At 70.8% G+C, this 18190-nt stretch carries 17 protein-coding genes and 2 tRNA genes; 4 read left to right on the top strand and 15 right to left on the bottom strand.

Annotated features, from left to right (window positions below; translation table 11 throughout):
* Positions 1-37: 37 nt before the first annotated feature.
* Together ACIF83_RS02735 and leuS are read right to left on the bottom strand one after the other, a co-directional pair.
* Positions 38-778: a hypothetical protein gene (locus tag ACIF83_RS02735; RefSeq protein ID WP_393465125.1), complete on the bottom strand. Its 741-nt coding sequence runs from the start codon at positions 776-778 to the stop codon at positions 38-40.
* A 188-nt stretch (positions 779-966) separates the two neighbouring features.
* Positions 967-3843, bottom strand: coding sequence for a leucine--tRNA ligase (leuS, locus tag ACIF83_RS02730; protein WP_399722958.1), 2877 nt, complete (start codon positions 3841-3843; stop codon positions 967-969).
* Between the two features lie 473 nt (positions 3844-4316).
* Here leuS and ACIF83_RS02725 point away from each other — a divergent pair, with 473 nt between their 5' ends.
* Both ACIF83_RS02725 and ACIF83_RS02720 read left to right on the top strand, forming a co-directional pair.
* Entirely contained in the window at positions 4317-5552 is a 1236-nt protein-coding gene (locus ACIF83_RS02725) for a cytochrome b/b6 domain-containing protein (protein ID WP_399722956.1), read from the top strand.
* Positions 5549-7159 carry an NADH-ubiquinone oxidoreductase-F iron-sulfur binding region domain-containing protein gene (locus tag ACIF83_RS02720; RefSeq protein WP_393465118.1) on the top strand — a complete coding sequence of 537 codons (1611 nt, stop codon included), beginning with the start codon at positions 5549-5551 and terminating at the stop codon, positions 7157-7159. Before ACIF83_RS02725 ends, ACIF83_RS02720 begins: the two co-directional genes overlap by 4 nt.
* A gap of 182 nt (positions 7160-7341) precedes the next feature.
* Here ACIF83_RS02720 and ACIF83_RS02715 read toward each other — a convergent pair.
* Positions 7342-7414, bottom strand: a tRNA-Ala gene (locus ACIF83_RS02715).
* 102 nt (positions 7415-7516) lie between these two features.
* On the opposite strand from ACIF83_RS02715, the gene ACIF83_RS02710 reads away from it, so the two are divergent.
* A complete protein-coding gene (locus ACIF83_RS02710; protein ID WP_399722954.1) occupies positions 7517-8752 on the top strand; it encodes a glycosyltransferase 87 family protein in 1236 nt (411 codons plus the stop codon).
* On the opposite strand, the gene ACIF83_RS02705 is transcribed toward ACIF83_RS02710, so the two are convergent.
* From ACIF83_RS02705 to ACIF83_RS02665, 9 genes are all read right to left on the bottom strand, one after another.
* A complete protein-coding gene (locus ACIF83_RS02705) occupies positions 8731-8964 on the bottom strand; it encodes a hypothetical protein (protein WP_003976229.1) in 234 nt (77 codons plus the stop codon). The two genes, ACIF83_RS02710 and ACIF83_RS02705, sit on opposite strands and share 22 nt — an antisense overlap.
* 3 nt (positions 8965-8967) lie before the next feature.
* Positions 8968-9141 (bottom strand): hypothetical protein, encoded by a 174-nt coding sequence (locus ACIF83_RS02700; protein ID WP_386571858.1) that lies wholly within the window; start codon positions 9139-9141, stop codon positions 8968-8970.
* A gap of 273 nt (positions 9142-9414) precedes the next feature.
* Positions 9415-9487: transfer RNA gene (locus tag ACIF83_RS02695), tRNA-Ala, on the bottom strand.
* 81 nt (positions 9488-9568) lie between these two features.
* Positions 9569-10237: a histidine phosphatase family protein gene (locus ACIF83_RS02690; RefSeq protein WP_399722951.1), complete on the bottom strand. Its 669-nt coding sequence runs from the start codon at positions 10235-10237 to the stop codon at positions 9569-9571.
* The gene (rsfS, locus tag ACIF83_RS02685; protein WP_393465108.1) at positions 10237-10680 is read right to left on the bottom strand and encodes a ribosome silencing factor; all 444 of its coding nucleotides are present in this window, start codon (positions 10678-10680) and stop codon (positions 10237-10239) included. The genes ACIF83_RS02690 and rsfS overlap by 1 nt, the downstream gene beginning before the upstream one ends.
* 102 nt (positions 10681-10782) lie before the next feature.
* Positions 10783-12480: a LytR C-terminal domain-containing protein gene (locus ACIF83_RS02680; protein WP_399722949.1), complete on the bottom strand. Its 1698-nt coding sequence runs from the start codon at positions 12478-12480 to the stop codon at positions 10783-10785.
* 16 nt (positions 12481-12496) lie between these two features.
* The gene (gene nadD, locus ACIF83_RS02675; RefSeq protein ID WP_399722947.1) at positions 12497-13225 is read right to left on the bottom strand and encodes a nicotinate-nucleotide adenylyltransferase; all 729 of its coding nucleotides are present in this window, start codon (positions 13223-13225) and stop codon (positions 12497-12499) included.
* Positions 13226-13281: 56 nt separating this feature from the next.
* On the bottom strand, positions 13282-13446 hold the full coding sequence (locus ACIF83_RS02670; protein ID WP_399722945.1) for a hypothetical protein: 165 nt from the start codon (positions 13444-13446) through the stop codon (positions 13282-13284).
* A 143-nt stretch (positions 13447-13589) separates the two neighbouring features.
* Positions 13590-13754, bottom strand: a complete 165-nt coding sequence (locus ACIF83_RS02665; RefSeq protein WP_399722943.1) for a hypothetical protein — start codon at positions 13752-13754, stop codon at positions 13590-13592.
* Positions 13755-13858: 104 nt separating this feature from the next.
* Here ACIF83_RS02665 and ACIF83_RS02660 point away from each other — a divergent pair, with 104 nt between their 5' ends.
* On the top strand, positions 13859-14971 hold the full coding sequence (locus tag ACIF83_RS02660) for a M48 family metallopeptidase (RefSeq protein WP_398137440.1): 1113 nt from the start codon (positions 13859-13861) through the stop codon (positions 14969-14971).
* Between the two features lie 96 nt (positions 14972-15067).
* Here ACIF83_RS02660 and ACIF83_RS02655 read toward each other — a convergent pair whose 3' ends face one another.
* The 3 genes from ACIF83_RS02655 to ACIF83_RS02645 all read right to left on the bottom strand — a co-directional run bounded on the left by ACIF83_RS02655 (position 15068) and on the right by ACIF83_RS02645 (position 18172).
* On the bottom strand, positions 15068-16138 hold the full coding sequence (locus tag ACIF83_RS02655) for a hypothetical protein (protein ID WP_399722940.1): 1071 nt from the start codon (positions 16136-16138) through the stop codon (positions 15068-15070).
* Between the two features lie 89 nt (positions 16139-16227).
* Positions 16228-16800: a hypothetical protein gene (locus tag ACIF83_RS02650; RefSeq protein WP_398137442.1), complete on the bottom strand. Its 573-nt coding sequence runs from the start codon at positions 16798-16800 to the stop codon at positions 16228-16230.
* Between the two features lie 85 nt (positions 16801-16885).
* Positions 16886-18172, bottom strand: coding sequence for a glutamate-5-semialdehyde dehydrogenase (locus tag ACIF83_RS02645; protein WP_393465088.1), 1287 nt, complete (start codon positions 18170-18172; stop codon positions 16886-16888).
* Between the last annotated feature and the right edge of the window lie 18 nt (positions 18173-18190).

Raw genomic sequence — 18190 nt, 5'->3', positions numbered from 1 at the left:
AGCCCAGCCCCTGTCTGCCGGTCCGGAAGCGGACCGGTCATGTGGTGCTCTCCGGGCGCGGCTTCTTCTGCCAGGGGTAGGAGGGGCGCTGCGTCGGCGGGGTGATCGCCCGGGTCGCCGGCTCATCGGCGGTGCGGGAGCCGGGTGTTTCCTGCCAGGTCTGCTGCCGTGCCTCGGGGCCGCCGGCGGCGGCCGGGGCGTCGGGCCACGGCGGGGGCGCCGGTGTGGGCTCGTCCCGCGTCCAGTGGCGAAGGGCCCCGGCTTCGACGTCGATCTGGGCGCTGAGCGAGTCCAGGTCGTCCTCGGAGAAGCGGCGGGCCCGGTCCCGGGCGGCCCAGCGCAGGGAGTCGGCGGACTTGGTGATGCGCTCGGTGCGGCTGCGCAGCTCGGGCAGCCGTGCGGCGAGCGTGGCCCGGTCCGGCTCGGACTCCAGGCGCTTGAGGTCGGCGTCCAGCTCACGGCCGTGGGCGCTGAGCCGCTCGAAGAGGCCGAGGGACTCCTTCAGCGACTCGTCCTCGGGCGCGCCCGCGTACAGCGCTTCCTGGGTGGCGCGCATCGAGGTGCGCAGCGAGAGCCGCAGCTGGGCGATCTCCCCGGCGGGGCCGACCTGGGCGAAGGACTTGGCACGCAGGGTGTGGTCCTCGACCGTGCGTCTGGCCTGCGCGATCGTACGGTCCACTCCCCGCTTGGCGGCGCCGAACGCCTTGATCGTGACGAAGGCGCCGAGGCCGACGAAGAGCAGGAAGAACAGGGCGAACACGGTGATCACTGCTTCCATGACGCTCCTCCTCCGCCGGATGCGGCACGAGCCGCTGTGCTCTCAACGGTAAACGCAGCGGGCAGGCCCGGAGTTCCAGAAAAACCCCGAACCTGCCCGTAGGGGACTACCCCGACGCCGGATTCCCCCGGCGCCCGGGGCCCCGGGTGTTCCGGTATCGGTAGTCGGCCGTCCGCTCGGACCCCGTCCTAGGCCGGAACGATGTTGACCAGCTTCGGCGCCCGCACGATCACCTTGCGGATGCCCGCGCCGTCCAGCGCCGCGACGACCTTCTCGTCGGACAGCGCCACCTTCTCCAGCTCCTCCTCGGAGATGGCCGGCGGCACCTCCAGACGGGCCTTGACCTTGCCCTTGATCTGCACGACACAGGTCACGGTCTCGTCCACCACGTACCGCGGGTCGGCGACCGGGAAGTCCTGGTGGACGACCGAGTCGGTGCGGCCCAGCTTGCGCCACAGCTCCTCGGCGATGTGCGGGGACAGCGGGGCGACCATCAGGACCAGCGGCTCGGCGACCGACCGCGGCACGGCGCCCCCACCCTTGGTCAGGTGGTTGTTCAGTTCGGTGACCTTGGCGATGGCGGTGTTGAAGCGCAGGCCCTCCAGGTCCTGGCGCACACCGTCGATCGCCTTGTGCAGGGCACGCAGCGTGTCCTCGCCGGGCTCGGCGTCGGTGACGGTGACCTCGCCGGTGTTCTCGTCGACGATGTTGCGCCACAGCCGCTGCAGCAGCCGGAACTGGCCGACCACCGCGCGCGTGTCCCAGGGCCGGGAGACGTCCAGCGGGCCCATCGCCATCTCGTACAGGCGCAGCGTGTCCGCGCCGTACTCGGCGGCGATCTCGTCCGGAGTCACCGCGTTCTTCAGGGACTTGCCCATCTTGCCCAGCAGCCGGGTGACCCGCTCGCCCTCGTAGTAGTACGCGCCGTCGCGCTCCTCCACCTCGGCGGCCGGCACGGCGATGCCGCGGCTGTCGCGGTAGACGAAGGCCTGGATCATGCCCTGGTTGAACAGCTTGTGGAACGGCTCCGCGGAGGAGACGTACCCCAGGTCGTACAGGACCTTGGACCAGAAGCGGGCGTACAGCAGGTGCAGCACGGCGTGCTCGGCGCCGCCGACGTACAGGTCGACACCGCCGTGCGGCTGACCCTCGCGCGGGCCCATCCAGTACTGCTCGATCTCGGGATCGACCAGCTTCTCGCTGTTGTGCGGGTCCAGGTAGCGCAGCTCGTACCAGCAGGAACCGGCCCAGTTGGGCATGGTGTTGGTCTCGCGCCGGTACTTCTTCGGCCCGTCGCCCAGGTCCAGGGTGACGTTGACCCACTCCTCGTTGCGCGACAGCGGCGTCTCGGGCTGGGTGTCGGCGTCGTCCGGGTCGAAGGTGCGCGGCGAGTAGTCCTCGACCTCCGGCAGCTCCAGCGGCAGCATCGACTCGGGCAGCGAGTGGGCGATGCCGTCCTCGTCGTAGACGATCGGGAAGGGCTCGCCCCAGTAGCGCTGGCGGCTGAACAGCCAGTCGCGCAGGCGGAAGTTGACGGTGCCTTCGCCGATGCCCTTGCGCGCCAGCCACTCGGTGACGCGCGCCTTGGCCTCGGCGACGGGCAGGCCGTCCAGGGAGATCTCGTCGTTGGCGGAGTTGATGATCTTCGCGTCGTACGACCCGAAGGCGTCCTCCCACGTCGAGGTGTCGGTGCCCCGGCCGTCGGTCGGCTCGACGATGCAGTGGATCGGCAGCTCGAAGGCGCGCGCGAACTCGAAGTCGCGCTGGTCGCCCGCCGGGACGGCCATGATCGCGCCGGTGCCGTAGCCCATCAGGACGTAGTCGGCGATGAAGACCGGGATCCGCTCGCCGTTGACCGGGTTGGTCGCGTACGCGCCGACGAAGACGCCGGTCTTGTCCTTGGCCTCGGCCTGGCGCTCGACGTCGGACTTCGAGGCGGCCTGCGCGCGGTAGGCGGCGACGGCCTCGGCCGGGGTGGCGTGGCCGCCGGTCCACACGTCGTGGGTGCCCTCCGGCCAGGCGGCCGGGGTGAACTTGTCGACCAGCGGGTGCTCGGGGGCCAGCACCATGTAGGTCGCGCCGAACAGGGTGTCCGGGCGGGTGGTGAAGACCGTGATGCGCTCGCCGTCGATCGGGAAGTCGACGCGGGCACCCTCGCTGCGGCCGATCCAGTTGCGCTGCTGCAGCTTGATGGCCTCGGGCCAGTCCAGCTCCTCCAGGTCGTCCAGCAGCCGGTCCGCGTAGGCGGTGATGCGCATGTTCCACTGGCGCAGCTTGGCCTTGAAGACCGGGTAGTTGCCGCGCTCGGAGCGGCCGTCGGCGGTGACCTCCTCGTTGGCCAGCACGGTGCCCAGGCCGGGGCACCAGTTGACGGGCGCGTCGGAGGCGTAGGCCAGGCGGTACTCGCCCAGGACCTCGGAGCGCTCGGCGCCGGTCAGCTGGTTCCACGCGCGCCCGTGGTCGCCCGGTACGGCGCGCTCACCGGACTCGAACTGGGCGATCAGCTCGGAGATCGGGCGGGCCTTGCGGGCCTCGTCGTCGTACCAGGAGTTGAAGATCTGCAGGAAGATCCACTGGGTCCACTTGTAGTAGTCCGGGTCGATCGTGGCGAACGACCGGCGCTTGTCGTGACCCAGACCCAGCCGGCGCAGCTGGGCCTTCATGTTCTCGATGTTGGCCTCGGTGGACACGCGCGGGTGCGTGCCGGTCTGCACGGCGTACTGCTCGGCGGGCAGGCCGAAGGCGTCGAAGCCCAGGGTGTGCAGGACGTTGTGGCCGGTCATGCGCTGGAACCGGGCGTAGACGTCGGTGGCGATGTAGCCCAGCGGGTGACCGACGTGCAGGCCCGCACCCGAGGGGTACGGGAACATGTCCATGATGAACTTCTTGGGCCGGGCGGCCAGCTCGGCGTCGCCGGCCAGGTCACCCTTCGGGTTCGGTGCCGCGTAGGTGCCGTCGACGTCCCAGAAGTCCTGCCAGCGTGCCTCGATCTCGGCAGCCAGGGCGGCCGTGTAGCGGTGCGGCGCGGCCACCTCGGCGGGGGCAGCGGGGTTCGTCTCGCTCATGATCCTCAAAGCTCCATCGATCGTCTCTGCCTGCGGCTGTGTCCTTGAGAAACGAAAAAACCCCTCGCACAGGAGGGGACGCCGCGCCGATGCCGACCCACCCGGCTCGGCCGGGGGTCGGTACTGATCAGCGCGGCCCGCTAAGCAGAAGGCGTACGGCACGCATGGCGCTAGGGTACCGCAGCCCTTGAGCAAGCGGCGACGAACGTCCGTATGCCATGTGGACATGCCACGAACCCGACCAGAACTGAACGAAGGTCAAGGATTACTTCGCGTAACACCCACTAAAGGGCATCGACACGGTCGCATTGTCCTTTGATAACAACGCAATAACTCAAACCTCGTACTGATCGGTATGGCGCCACCTAGAGTTCGGCAGCGGGACCGCCTTCCCGAAACTGCTCGGAGTTGCCCCCATGAACCCTCGTCGTAGTAACAGCTCACTCCCCAAGCCGGGCCGGTCGGCCTATGGGGTGGCGACTGCTGTCGTCCTGCTGCTCATACCCGTGGTTGTGGTGTACGGAAGCGGCTGGCTCCAGGACTTCCTGAACTTCGGTGCCGGCGTCCTGTCGCTCGTCAGCCTCACCAGTTCGGTGATCTGGGGTCTGGTCACGCAGGACCGGCTCATCCTCAACACCCGTCAGCGGATCGTCGCCCAAGCCATCCACCGGGTGCTCGCGGTGGCCTCGATCGCGTTCCTCCTGGTGCACATCACGATCAAGCTGGCCCTGGGACACACCGTCCTGATCGCAGCGCTGATCCCCTTCAGCCTCGGCGTCGCCGGCAGCGGGGGGCTGATCGGCCTCGGCTCGCTGGCCGCCCTGCTCATGATCTTCGTGGGCGTCACCGGCGCGCTGCGCAACCAGTTCGCCTCCCCGGCCCCGGTGGCGGCGCGCTGGCGCGCCATGCACATGCTGGCCTACCCGGCCCTGTGCGCGGCGCTGATCCACGGCCTGTTCGCGGGGCGCGCAGCGAAGCCGTTCTTCATGATCTCGTACGAGTTGTGCCTGGTCGGCATCATGGCGGCGCTCGCGCTGCGGGCCGCGCCGCGCCCGTTCAAGCGCAAGGTCGCCGACCGGATCGTCGCGCTCATCGGCAGCGAGGAGCGGCAGGGCCTCGAGGGCCTGGAGGCGAGCCGTTCCCGGGTCGCCGAGTCCGGCCTGCAGGGCTTCGAGGGCCGACGCGAGCCGAAGGCCGCGCCGGCCGAGAGGCCGGCCCCCGCCGCCTCGCCGCTGTACCAGACCCCCGCGAGCCCGGCATCCGAGCCCGCGTCCGGCTTCGCGGCGGCCTACCGCGCGGTGTCCACTCCGGGCTCCCAGCAGCAGCCGTTCGCCACCGGCCAGACCACACGCATGGACCTGCCGCTGGATCTGCAGGCCACGGAGGCGATGCCGCGCGTGGACGGCCCGTCCAGCACCTCGGGCAGCTGGCCGATCCCGTCCCCGCCGCCGGTCGGCGAGGCCCCGCCGTCGGCGTACGACCCGCTCCAGGACACGGGATACACCATCCCGGTCTATGGCAATACGGGCACCGGTGGATACAGCGGGAGTGACATGTACGACACCGGTGAGACGAACAACCTCTACGGCACGTACAACTCGGGTGACACGTTCAACAGCGGTCCCGCCACAGAACCAAACCCCGGCACCTCGTACGAGACGCCGGGTTCGGGCGAACCTTGGAACACGCCTTCCGGAGGCTATAGGTGAACGAGGCCCTGCCCGACGTACCCGAAGTCCGCGTGGTCGGACTTCCGCAGCTCACGTCGGGCTTCGACCTTGTGGAGCGGCTCGACCTGCCCATGCACCTGAAGGTGCACGGGCCGCTCGACCCGCTGAGCGGTGAGAAGCTCGCCCAACTCGCCGAGGCCATCAACCTCAAGGGCCGCGGCGGCGCGGGCTTCCCCTTCCACAAGAAGCTGCGCTCGGTCGCCGAGTCCGCCATCAAGCGGGGGGTGCGGCCGGTCGTCGTCGTCAACGGCAGTGAGGACGAACCGGCCTGCCGCAAGGACACGGTGCTCATCAACCGTGCCCCGCACCTCATCCTGGACGGCGCCCTGCTGTGCGCCGAGGCGCTCGGTGCCCGCACACTCGTGATCGGCGTCACCCGGGAGTCCACCCAGCGCTCCATGGAGGCCGCGCTCGCCGAGCGCGGCCTGAGCAACAGCCGCAGATCGGCACTGCGCGCGTGGGTGCAGCGCAACCCCGTGCGTATGGTCACCGGCGCCGCCGCGTCGCTGATCCGCTCGGTCGACGGCGGCCCGGCGATCCCGCCCGGCCGCAAGATCAGCGCCTCGCAGTCCGGCGTCGGCGGGGCGCCCACCCTGCTGTCGAACGCGGAGACGTTCGCGCAACTGGCCATCGCCGCCCGCATCGGCCCCGAGCGCTACGGCAACACCGGTCTGTACGACGAGCCGGGCACCGTCATGCTGACGGTCTCCGGCGCGGTCGCCCGACCGATGGTGCTGGAGGTCCCCACGGGCGTGCCGCTGCGCTACGTCCTGCAGCTGGCCGGCGCCCCGCCGGTGCCGCAGGGCGTGCTGACCGGCGGCTACCACGGCAAGTGGATCGACGCGGCCACGGTCAACGAGGCGATCGTCTCCCGCAACTCCCTGGATGCGGTGGGCGGCGCGCTGGGCGCGGGCGCGATCCTGCCGATCACTCAGGAGACCTGCCCGCTGGGCGAGTCCCTGCGCGTGGCCCAGTGGCTGGCCGAGGAGAGCGCCGGCCAGTGCGGCCCCTGTTATCTCGGGCTGCCCGCCGCCGCGCGCGGTATGGAGGACATCCTCAACGGCGGCGGCCCCGCCGCCCTTGAGGCGCTGAAGCAGGTCGCGAAGAACGTGAAGCGGCGCGGGGCGTGTTCGCACCCCGACGGCTCCGCGATGTTCCTGGAGTCGACCATCAAGGCATTCACCGACGACCTGGCCGCGCACGTCCTCGGAAACGGCTGCGGACGGCCCGTGGAGGGCGTTCTGCCGCTCTTCGAGGGAGGCAGGGCCCCTGCGGGCATCGCGGGCGGCGGAGAGCCCGAGGAGAGCGGCTCCAGCCGCCAGAAGATCTACGTCGACTGGACACTGTGCCGGGGCCACGGCCTGTGCGCCGACATCCTCCCGGAGGTCTTCGAACTGGGCGCGGACGGTTTCCCGACCGTGGCGCAGGCACAGGTGCCGCGCTACGCGGAGGCGAAGGCACTGCGCGCGGTGCGCCGCTGCCCGGCACTGGCGCTGCGCATCGAGGAGGACACGCGCGGGCAGGCGCCCTCCCGCAACCTGCCCGTCCTGTCCCAGGGCCGCGGCCGCCGCGCCCTCGGACGCTGAGCGAAGCCGGAGGCGGTCACCCGAGCCGGGTGACCGCCTCCGGTCTGCCCACCCCGGAGAACCCGGAAAACCCGGGCCGCCCGGAAAACCCAGGACGCCCGGGACGCCCGGGACGCCCGGGAAACAGCGTGGAACACGCCGAGGGCGGACCATCCGTTCGGATGGTCCGCCCTCGACTTCTGTGGAGCTAAGGAGAATTGAACTCCTGACCTCCTGCATGCCATGCAGGCGCTCTACCAACTGAGCTATAGCCCCTTGCGGTGTTCCGCCCGGTTTCCCCGGCGGCGACGCCAACATTACACGGTCCCTGGGGGGCAGCACCAAATCGGTTTCCGCTCTGCCCTTATACGGGGGCTAATGTCTGCTTTCGTGACCCTGATCGCGTTCGCCGGAGCCCGGCGCCGGGTGCCGGTGGCCGTGGTTGCGTGCCTGGTGTCGTTCACGGCGTTCTGGCTGGCACAGCGGGCCGCGCACGTGACGATGGTCGACCTGATGGTGTACCGGGCCGAGGGGGCCGCCGTCCGCGCGGGAGGCGACCTGTACGCGCTGCGGGCGACCGCCGCACACCTGCCCTCCACCTACCCGCCGTTCGCGGCCCTGCTGTTCACCGCGCTGACCCTGCCGGACCCCCTGACGCTGCGGGTGTTGGCGACGGCGGGGAATCTCGCCCTGCTCGTGGTGTTCGTACGGCTGTCGCTGAAACTCGTCGGCCACGCGCGCGCGGAGAGCGCCTGGTGGGTCGCGGCGGCGGCCGTCTGGTGCGAGCCGGTGTGGACGACGCTGCGCTACGGCCAGGTCAACCTGCTGCTGGCCGCCCTGGTGCTGTGGGATCTGACCCGTCGTCCCGCCGGCGGGTACGGCCGTCTGGCCGGGGCGGGGCTCGGGCTCGCCGCAGCGGTCAAGCTGACCCCCGCGCTGTTCCCGGCGTTCCTGCTCGCCACGGGTGTCGTGGCCCGCCTCGGGGGCGGGCAGGGCGGGCCCTGGCTGCGGCACGCACGCGGGGCCGCCGCCACGTTCGCCGGGGCGACACTGCTCGCGGCGGCCGCTCTGCCGTACGACTCGTGGCGGTTCTGGACGGACACGGTGTTCCGCGCGGACCGGGCCGGGCACGTCGAGGCCACCGCCAACCAGGCCCTGCGCGGCGTTCTGGCCCGTCTGCTGCACACGCCCGACCCGGGAGCCCTCTGGGTCGCCGTCGCGGCCGTGACGGCCGCCCTGGGGCTCGCGGTGGCGGTGACGGCGGAGCTGCGGGGGATGCGGCCCTGGGCGGCGTGCGCCTGTGCGGTCACGGCACTGCTGATCAGTCCGGTGTCGTGGACGCACCACTGGGTGTGGTGCGTGCCCGTGGTGCTGCTGCTGTGGACGCGCGGACACCGGGCCGCCGCCCTGGGGACGGCGCTGGTCTTCTGCTCGTACGCCCCGTGGTGGGTGCCGCACGGCCCCGGACGGCCCGAACTGCATGAGACGGGCACCCAGTTGACGCTGTCGGCCCTCTACGGAGGATCCGCCGCACTGTTCCTCGCGCTGGCCCGGACATCGTTGCCGAGCCCCCGGCCGCGGTCAGCAGCGCGTCAAGCGGTCACGAAGGAGTAGAACCTCTTGAGCGTGCAGTGCTCCTCGAGCAGCCGGCCGTAGATCGGCTCGCCCTCCAGCTCGCGGTAGGTCTCGATCGGGTCGCCTTTTATGATCAGCGCCCGCGCGCATTCCTCGCACCAGTACTGGTAGTCGGGATTGACCGGTTCCATGTCACGGACGATCGGCGTACCACTGCCGCACCAGTCGCACTTTCGCCTGTGTGCACCCATCGATCAGCTCCAGCTGTGGCCGCAGGCCGTGCACACGTAGGAGATTCCGCCGTTGTCCCCGAGAACCTGGGCGACACGCGCGGAACCGCAGGAAGGGCAGCTGAGCCGGGTTGCCGTGTCCCGTATCAACGCCGCACCGAGGAGGTGGCCGCCCTCCTCAAGGATGCTCGCAGGCATCGCTACTCCTCCCGTCGGGCCGCGCCCCCTTCCGGCCGTTTGATTCTGCCACGGCCGGACCAATACGGTCAGCGACGCCTCAGTACCAGTCCGGACACGGCCCCCACTCCGGCCGTTCCGTGCCGCGCCCATGGGCACACCGAGAACGTCTCCGCCGAGCTATACGCCCGCAGGGCCCCGACCGACTCAAGGATGAACACAGAAAATCCCGCCCCCCTGAGGGGACGGGATCCTCTTCACCGATCTTTGACAACTCGACTGAGTGTCGATCAGTGGAGCTAAGGAGAATTGAACTCCTGACCTCCTGCATGCCATGCAGGCGCTCTACCAACTGAGCTATAGCCCCTGGTGTTCTTCCCGCTCGGCGGGGCGAACAAGAAGAACTCTAGCCTGTGACCTGCCAGAAAGTGAAATCCGGGGTCAGAGGTCAGTCGTCGTCGCCGAGGACGGGCTCCGGGAGGGTGCCCGCGTTGTGCTCCAGCAGCCGCCAGCCGCGGGCGCCTTCGCCGAGCACGGACCAGCAGCAGTTGGACAGACCGCCGAGGCTCTCCCAGTACTGGGCCTCCAGGCCGAGGAGCCGGCCGATGGTGGTGCGGATCGTGCCGCCGTGGCTGACCACCACGAGGGTGCCGTCCTCGGGCAGCTTCTCGGCGTGGCGCAGCACGACGGGGGCGGCGCGGTCGGCGACCTCGGTCTCCAGTTCACCGCCGCCGCGACGCACCGCCTCGCCGCGCTTCCAGGCGGCGTACTGCTCGCCGTAGCGGGCGATGATCTCCTCGTGCGTCAGGCCCTGCCAGACGCCCGCGTAGGTCTCCCGCAGGCCCTCCTCGCGGACGATGTCGAGGCCGGTGAGGGCGGCCAGCTCGGCGGCCGTCTTCGCGGCCCGCTGCAGGTCCGAGGAGACGATCACGTCGGGGCCCAGGGAGGCCAGCAGCCGGGCGGCCCGGCGGGCCTGGCCGAGGCCGGTCTCGGTCAGCTCGACGTCCGTGGTGCCCTGGAAGCGGCGCTCCACGTTCCACGAGGTCTGGCCGTGCCGCCACAGGATGATGCGGCGACCCCGGTCCCTGCGGTCGCTCACCTCGCCGGTGGCGGTCATCACCAGTCCCCGCCCGGCTCGTCGGCGACCTCGGCGGCCTGCAGCTTGGCGTGCTCCTCGGCCTTGCCGCGGGTGGCCTTGGCGTCGGCGGGCAGCTCGAGCTCGGGGCAGTCCTTCCACAGCCGCTCCAGGGCGTAGAAGACGCGCTCCTCGCTGTGCTGGACGTGGACGACGATGTCGACGTAGTCGAGCAGGATCCAGCGGGACTCGCGGTCGCCCTCGCGGCGTACCGGCTTGGCGCCGAGTTCCTTCAGCAGGCGCTCCTCGATCTCGTCGACGATCGCCCTGACCTGGCGGTCGTTCGGCGCGGAGGCCAGCAGAAAGGCGTCTGTGATCGACAGTACGTCGCTGACGTCGTAGGCGATGACGTCGTGGGCGAGCTTGTCGGCCGCCGCCTGGGCAGCGGTGTTGATGAGCTCAAGGGAACGATCAGTGGCGGTCACTACATGGCTTTCCGTCAAGGGGTCACTTGACATCAAGGGTCTCACGGACCGCCGGGCGCACCCCATGTGATTAACGGATCACACGGGGTGCCCCTGCCGCTGTCAGGAGGAGGCGGGCCGGTAGTCGCTGCCCAGGACGACCGAGACGTCGGCGCCGGAGGAGACGGTGCCCTTGGTCACGGAGCCGGCGGGCAGGCCGAGGGTCTTGGCGACCTCGGCGGCGTTCGCCTTGTCGGCAGCATCGGCGTAGAGCACCTTCGAGGTGCCCTGGGCGGCGGACGCGGTGCCGCCCTCCAGGAAGGTGAAGCCGCCGTTGAGCAGGACCACGCGGGCCTTCTCGGTGTCGTCCTTCACACCGGTGGCGTTCTGGACGGAGACCCGGACCGCGGAGCCCGCGTCGGGGCTCTTGGCGGTGCCGCCGAGGATGTCCTTCACCACGCTGTCGCTGGTCCGGGCGGTCAGCGTGCCGTCGGACTGCACGGGCAGCAGGGCCGTCCTGTAGTCGCCGCCCTTGGCGAGGTCGGCGAGCTTGGCCAGGAAGGCGCCGAGGTCCTTGTCGGTCAGCGGCGGGTCGAGGATCTGCGCGAGGGTCTGCACGGTGACCGTGGCACCCTGCGCATCCGAGGAGATCTTGCGCAGCACGCCCTGCATGACCTGCCCGAACCGCTCCAGCTGGGCGTTCTGGGCCTCGCCGGAGGCGCGGTAGGTGGCGTAGGCGACGGCCGCCTTGCCGCTGAGGGTCTGGGCCTTGCCCTTGTGGACCAGCGGCGAGGTGCCCTTCTTCTTGGCGTCCGGGTCGGGTACGTCGGTGTTGGTGTCGATGTCGATGTTGCCGACCAGGTCGACGAGGTTCTGCAGGTACGGGGTGTCCAGGCGCCAGGTGCCCTGGATGTTCGTGCCGAGGACGGTGTCGAGCTGGTCGCGGGTGCCGGAGGCGCCGTCGTCGTCGACCGACTTGGCGAGGGTCGTGGTGCTGCCGTCGTCGCCGGTGAGCGTGAGGGAGTTGGGCAGCAGGACGGTCGTGCCCTGCTCGGTGGTGGTGTTGTCGACCAGCAGCGCCGTGGAGGTGCCGCCCTTGCCGGTGTTGTGCAGGTGGACGACGATCACGTCACGCTTCTGGGCGGCCGTCGGCGTCGCCGTGCCCGACTTGGAGCCGGAGGAGGACAGGCCGGGCAGCTTTCCGGCGTACCAGAGGTAGCCGACACCGCCGACGGCGACGAGGGCGAGGACGACGAGCAGGGCGACGATCCGGCTGCGGGCGCGGCGGCGGGCCTCCTCGCGGCGCTCGGTGCGATTCTCGGTGAACTTCAGCCAGTCGATGACGTCTTCGGAGTCGTCGCTCGGCTCCTCGACGAAGGCGAACTGCCCGGTGTGGTACTCGCGTTCGGGGTCGGCCTGGGGCTCCGGCTCCCCGGCCGGGCCGGCCTGCTGCGGGATGTAGGCGGTCTGCTCGGCGACGCGCGGGTACTGCCCGCTGGTCGCGGTCTGGCCGTACGGGTCGTACGCGTTCGCCGTGCCGCTGCCGCCGTGGGTGTCGTAGGAGGAGGCGGGCGTCTGGTGGCCGGTGTCGTACGCGTCGTAGGACGGGGCGGGGCGCCGGCTGCCGGTGTCGTAGGGCTGGGCCGGCTGCTGTCCGGTGGCGTACGGGTCGTAGCCGTAGCCCTGCTGGGCGTACGGGTCGTAGGGCTGCTGCGGAGACGGCTGTGCCGGGACCTGCTGGTACACCGGCCGGCCGTACTCGTCGTAGCCGACGAGTTCGTACTGGCCGTCTCCGTACCCCGCGTCGTATCGGTCGTTCACCGGTGCCCCTCTCGGCTCACTCGCCGCGGTACAGCTCGCGCTTGTCGATGTAGCGCACGACTCCGTCCGGCACCATGTACCAGATGGGCTCGCCCTTGGCGACTCTCGCACGACAGCCCGTCGAGGAGATGGCGAGCGCGGGTACCTCGACGAGTGTGACACCGCCCTCCGGCAGGCCGGGGTCGGTCAGGTGGTGACCGGGCCGGGTGACGCCGATGAAGTGCGCCAGGGAGAACAGCTCCTCCGAGTCGCGCCAGGTCAGCAGCTGGGCGAGGGCGTCGGCGCCGGTGATGAAGAAGAGGTCCGTGTCGGGGTTGAGGGCCCGCAGGTCGCGCAGGGTGTCCACGGTGTAGGTGGGGCCGCCGCGGTCGATGTCGATGCGGCTGACGGAGAACTGCGGGTTCTCCGCGGTCGCGATGACCGTCATCAGGTAGCGGTCCTCGGCCGGGGAGACCTTGCGGTGGGACTTCTGCCACGGCTGGCCGGTGGGCACGAACACCACCTCGTCCAGCTGGAACTGCGCCGCGACCTCGCTGGCCGCCACCAGGTGTCCGTGGTGGATCGGGTCGAACGTTCCGCCCATGACGCCGAGGCGGCGCTTGCCCGAGTGGGCGGGGCCGCTGCCCGGGCCGTACGCCGGGGTCTTCACCGTGCCTGCCGCCGTTTCGGCGTGCTGGGTGGCGTCGGCGGCCGCGGGTGCGGCCGTCTCGTGCGCCGGGCCGGTAGGCATGTCCTGCTCTCCCATGCGTGCAGACCCTACCGGCCCCACCCGAGGGCCCCGGCGGGGGACGGGGTCCCGGGTCAGCGGTCCCGGTTGAAGCGAGTGGTGATCCACAGGAGCAGGAGCAGGATGACGAGGGCGCTGCCGCCGGTGATGGCGGGGTTCAGGCTGTCGTGGTTGCCGCCGTGCTCCTCGCCCCCGGCGGCGAGGGTGACCAACTGGGCTGCGGTGCTGTGGAAGCTCATCTTCGGCAGGACCTATCGCGTGTGGGCGGGATAAAGACGTCGGCTCATCGTAAGCGGGCGGCCCGGCGGCGATCACCCCGACTCCGCCGTTGGTGCGGGCACGGGCGCGGCTCGACCGTCGGCGAGGGAACTTCCGCGGGCGGTCAGTCGTCCTTCCGCTTGTAGCCGCGCAGCAGGAACCACGCGGTCAGTACACAGCCAAGGATCATCACGATCAGGACGACCCGGAGCAGATTCCCCGAACCATGCTGTTGGACGGCACTGCTGGCGGCCTCGGTCAGCCAGGCGGCTGCGGGGTGGTGCACCATGACGTGGACTCCTTCGGCTGTACTGCCCGTCCACGGTATCTCCGCCTAGGCTGGCTCCTGCCTCGGGGGCACAGTGAGGCACTCATACGCACATGGGGGAAGACATGTCCGACGACGGCCGCGAGCAGACGGGGCACGAGCGCGTGCCGAGCAGGCAGCGCAGGCGCTTCCCCGGGATCTCCTCGCGCGCGTACGAGCACCCGGCCGACCGGTCGGCCCTGGTGGCGCTGCGCAAGCTGAGCGGTTTCGACACGGTGTTCAAGGCGCTCAGCGGGCTGCTTCCGGAGCGGAGCCTGCGGCTGCTGTTCCTGTCCGACTCGGTGCGCGTCTCCGAGCGGCAGTTCAAGCATCTGCACGACATGCTGCTGGACGCCTGTTACATCCTGGACCTGGAGAAGGTCCCGCCGATGTACGTCAACCAGGACCCGCAGCCGAACGCGATGTGCATCGGCCTGGACGAGCCGATCATCGTGGTCACCACGGGGCTGGTCGAGCTGCTCGACGAGGAGGAGATGCGCTCGGTCGTCGGGCACGAGGTGGGCCACGCCCTGTCCGGGCACGCGGTGTACCGCACGATCCTGCTGTTCCTCACCACCCTGGCGCTGAAGGTCGCCTGGATACCGCTGGGCAACTTCGCGATCATGGCGATCGTCACGGCGCTGCGGGAGTGGTTCCGCAAGTCGGAGCTGTCCGCGGACCGTGCCGGGCTGCTGGTGGGGCAGGACCCGAAGGCCTCCATGCGCGGCCTGATGAAGATGGCGGGCGGCAACCACCTGCACGAGATGAACGTGGACGCGTTCCTGGAGCAGGCGGAGGAGTACGAGGCCGGCGGCGATCTGCGCGACTCCGTGCTGAAGATCCTCAACGTGCTCCCCCGCTCGCACCCCTTCGCCACCATCCGGGCGGCCGAGCTGAAGAAGTGGGCCGAGTCCCGGGACTACCAGCGGATCATGGACGGCCACTACCCGCGGCGCTCCGAGGACAAGGACACCTCGGTCAGCGACTCCTTCCGCGAGTCCGCCGCGAGCTACGCGGACGACGTGAAGACCTCCAAGGACCCGCTGATGAAGCTCGTCGCAGACCTCGCGGGCGGCGCCGGCGACCTGGGCGGCCGAGTCCGCCGGGGCTTCGACGGTTTCAAGAGCCCGGCTCCGTCGAAGGACGCGCCGCCGAAGGACGCCTCGTCGAATGACTCATCACCGAAGGACGAGGAGTAACCGCAACTCCCCGGGGACGCGGGGCTGTATCGATGTGCTGCGGCTCCGCCGCGTGGCGCGAGCAACCCCCACGCATGCGCACCCGGCAACGCACCCTCACCCCGTCGGCTGAGCCCCAGCGGCCAGCGTCCCGCACAGCGCGGTGGCGCTGTCCGTCGCATAAGGGTCGGTCCCGGCCGGCCCGCCCGTCCTCGCGGTCTCCCCGGCCAGCAGGGGGTGGAGGTAGGAGGTCGTGTCCTCCGCGCAGGACATGGGGCCGGCCTGGGTGTAGGAGGTGACCAGCTGGAGCTGGCCCACGCGCAGGTCGTCACGGTCGAAGTGGAAGGTCGTCTCACGGCGGACCGTGAACAGCGACACGGGCGCGTCGTCGGCGGCGCCGGTACGGCGCAGGGCGTAGACGAAGATCGTGTCGGCGCTGACCTCCAGCGTGGCCGCGTCGGCCTCGTCGGCCTGCAGGGTGCCCTGGACGCGGATCCGGTCGTCGGCCAGTTGCGCGCGGGAGGGGTCGAGGCGGACCAGCCAGCCGGTGGAGGCGTGGCGGCCGTCCGCCGCGGGGTGGTCGAAGCTCTGGTCGAACTGGTCGAGCTGCTCGGAGTCGAGGAGGGCCCGGGCCGGGCGGAACTGGCGGCCGGTGAGCACGTCGGGGTCGAGGGAGGAACGGACCAGGTAGGTCCTGGCGATGCTCAGGGCAGCCGTGACCTGGCTGTCGGAGAAGTGCGGGGTGCTGCGGGTGGCCGGCAGCGGGATCCCGGCGGCGCCGACCTCGAACTGGGCGGCGGGGCTGTGCGCGTAGAGCAGCTCGGCGTCGGCGGCGCCGGGCACCTTGCCCTGGGGCGCGAGCGGGATGACGGTCATCCGCAGGGCCTCGGCGGAGCGCCGGGCCTGCGGGGAGCCGTACGGGTGACGGACGCCCATGTAGATCGCGGTACCGAAGGCGACCGCGAGCAGCAGGGCGAGGATCAGGAGCTGCCGGGTCAGTCCCCGGCGCAGGGTCGGGCGGCGGCGCACGGCGGGCGCGTGGTCGCCCATGCGCTCCTGTGCGGAGTACTCCTGGAGGCGGGCAGCGCGGACGAACGACTCGTCGAACACGACGGATCGGTACTCGTCCTCTCCACCTCCGGGGCCGCCCTCGGGTGTCCCCTCAGGTGGGTCTCCAGGCCCGCCCATACTTTCAGAGTAGGTCTCGTGGGCCTCGGGTAAACGCCCCGCTACGCGACAACTTCTGACAGGTTCTCAACAGGTGCCCGTACGGGCGTTCAGGGGGTCCGCGGGAAAGCCGAGACGGCCGGCGGGTTGGAGTCGGCGGAAGCCGAGGGGGGCGAGGCCGCGCCCTGCTCAAGGCCGGTCGCGGCGGGGGACGGCACCCGGTCGCGGGTGTTCGAGGAGGCGCCCCGGTAGACGGCGGCGAAGGCCAGAGCGACCATACCGATGCCCATCACGAGGGCGAGCACCCAGGCGACGGGGCGGTGCCAGCGGACCTGCTTGCCGTGGGTCCCGAAGACGCCGCGGCCGTCGCCGAGGGCGTAGGCGTCGTCCAGTTCGCCGTCGTCCCGATCATGACCGAAATCGGTCCCTTCGGGGCCGTACCCGTCGTCGTAGCGCTCGCCTCTGGCGCGGGCACGGCGGGCTTCTGCCTCGGAGGCCTCGGCTCTCGCCTGCGCGGCGGCCAGGAGGCGTTCCACGGCGGTCGGCTCGTGCACCACGGCCGCCTGCACGAAGGCCTCGTCGAAGACCACGGAGGCGAACTCTTCGTCCGACACCCCGCGGTCGTGGTCGTCGTCGGGCTCCCAGCCGTCAGGGAACGGCGTGCCCCCCACGTCCTCCGGCACGGATCCAGAGTAGACCTGGGGGGTCAATTTGGGCAGACGGTATGGAAATTCATCCGCCTGCTGAGACACCTTTTCGCCAGGGCCGTCAGCGGCGCACGTGACCGTCGCCGGTGACGATGTACTTCGTGCTGGTCAGCTCCGGCAGGCCCATCGGGCCACGGGCGTGCAGCTTCTGGGTGGAGATGCCGATCTCGGCGCCGAAGCCGAACTGGCCGCCGTCGGTGAACCGGGTGGAGGTGTTCACGGCGACGGTGGTGGAGTCGACCAGCTGGGTGAATCGGCGGGCGGCCTGCTGGGAGGTGGTGACGATCGCCTCGGTGTGGCCGGAGGTCCACAGCCGGATGTGCTCGACGGCCTTGTCCAGCGAGTCGACGACGGCGGCGGCGATGTCGTACGAGAGGTACTCGGTCTCCCAGTCCTCCGGGGTGGCCTCGACCACGGTGGCCTTGGAGTCCTTGGCGTAGGCCATGACGCGCTCGTCGGCGTGGACGGTGACGCCGGCCTCGGCGAGGGCGTCGAGGGCGCGCGGCAGGAACTCGGGGGCGATGTCCTGGTGGACCAGGAGGGTCTCGGCGGCGTTGCAGACGCTGACCCGCTGGGCCTTGGAGTTGATGAGGATCTCGATCGCCATGTCGATGTCGGCCCGGGCGTCGACGTAGACGTGGCAGTTGCCGGTGCCGGTCTCGATGACGGGGACGGTGGACTCGTTGACCACGGTCTGGATCAGGGAGGCGCCGCCGCGCGGGATGAGCACGTCGACGAGGCCCCGGGCGCGCATCAGCTCGCGCACGGAGTCGCGGCTCTCGCCGGGCACCAGCTGGACGGCGTCGGCGGGCAGCCCGGCGCCGCCGACGGCGTCCCGGATCACCCGGACGAGAGCGCTGTTGGACTCGTAGGCGGAGGCCGAGCCGCGCAGCAGGACGGCGTTGCCGGACTTCAGGCAGAGGGCGGCGGCGTCGACGGTGACGTTCGGGCGGGCCTCGTAGATGATGCCGACCACGCCGAGCGGGACGCGGACCTGGCGCAGGTCGATGCCGTTGGGGAGGGTGGAGCCGCGGACGACCTCGCCGACCGGGTCGGGCAGCTTCGCGACGTCGCGGACGTCGGATGCGATGGCACGGACCCGCTCGGGGGTGAGGGTGAGCCGGTCGACGATGGCCTCGCTGGTGCCGTTCTCCCGGGCCTTGGCCACGTCCTTGGCGTTGGCCTCGACGATCTCGCTGGTCCGGACCTCCAGGGCGTCGGCGATGGCGAGCAGCGCGTCGTCCTTCACGGCGCGCGGGAGCGGCGCGAGGTCGGCGGCGGCGGCCTTGGCCCGGTAGGCGGCCTGGGTGACCGGGGACATGGAGTCGTAAGGCGAGAGCGTGGTCATGAGGGAAGGGTAGTGCGC

The sequence above is a fragment of the Streptomyces sp. NPDC085866 genome (assembly GCF_044541035.1).
Lineage (GTDB): Bacteria > Actinomycetota > Actinomycetes > Streptomycetales > Streptomycetaceae > Streptomyces.
The sequence above is the reverse complement of the archived record's forward strand: the minus strand, read 5'-3'. Positions and strand labels throughout refer to the sequence as shown.

What these genes read in the sequence shown, in the direction of transcription:
- ACIF83_RS02690 (WP_399722951.1), bottom strand. Translation starts at nt 10,237, where the DNA reads ATGACCGCCACCGGCGAGGTGAGCGACCGCAGGGACCGGGGTCGCCGC.
- leuS (WP_399722958.1), bottom strand. Translation starts at nt 3,843, where the DNA reads ATGAGCGAGACGAACCCCGCTGCCCCCGCCGAGGTGGCCGCGCCGCAC.
- ACIF83_RS02655 (WP_399722940.1), bottom strand. Translation starts at nt 16,138, where the DNA reads ATGGGCGGGCCTGGAGACCCACCTGAGGGGACACCCGAGGGCGGCCCC.
- ACIF83_RS02700 (WP_386571858.1), bottom strand. Translation starts at nt 9,141, where the DNA reads ATGCCTGCGAGCATCCTTGAGGAGGGCGGCCACCTCCTCGGTGCGGCG.
- ACIF83_RS02665 (WP_399722943.1), bottom strand. Translation starts at nt 13,754, where the DNA reads ATGGTGCACCACCCCGCAGCCGCCTGGCTGACCGAGGCCGCCAGCAGT.
- ACIF83_RS02710 (WP_399722954.1), top strand. Translation starts at nt 7,517, where the DNA reads ATGTCTGCTTTCGTGACCCTGATCGCGTTCGCCGGAGCCCGGCGCCGG.
- ACIF83_RS02645 (WP_393465088.1), bottom strand. Translation starts at nt 18,172, where the DNA reads ATGACCACGCTCTCGCCTTACGACTCCATGTCCCCGGTCACCCAGGCC.
- ACIF83_RS02735 (WP_393465125.1), bottom strand. Translation starts at nt 778, where the DNA reads ATGGAAGCAGTGATCACCGTGTTCGCCCTGTTCTTCCTGCTCTTCGTC.
- ACIF83_RS02660 (WP_398137440.1), top strand. Translation starts at nt 13,859, where the DNA reads ATGTCCGACGACGGCCGCGAGCAGACGGGGCACGAGCGCGTGCCGAGC.
- ACIF83_RS02705 (WP_003976229.1), bottom strand. Translation starts at nt 8,964, where the DNA reads ATGGGTGCACACAGGCGAAAGTGCGACTGGTGCGGCAGTGGTACGCCG.
- ACIF83_RS02670 (WP_399722945.1), bottom strand. Translation starts at nt 13,446, where the DNA reads ATGAGCTTCCACAGCACCGCAGCCCAGTTGGTCACCCTCGCCGCCGGG.
- nadD (WP_399722947.1), bottom strand. Translation starts at nt 13,225, where the DNA reads ATGGGAGAGCAGGACATGCCTACCGGCCCGGCGCACGAGACGGCCGCA.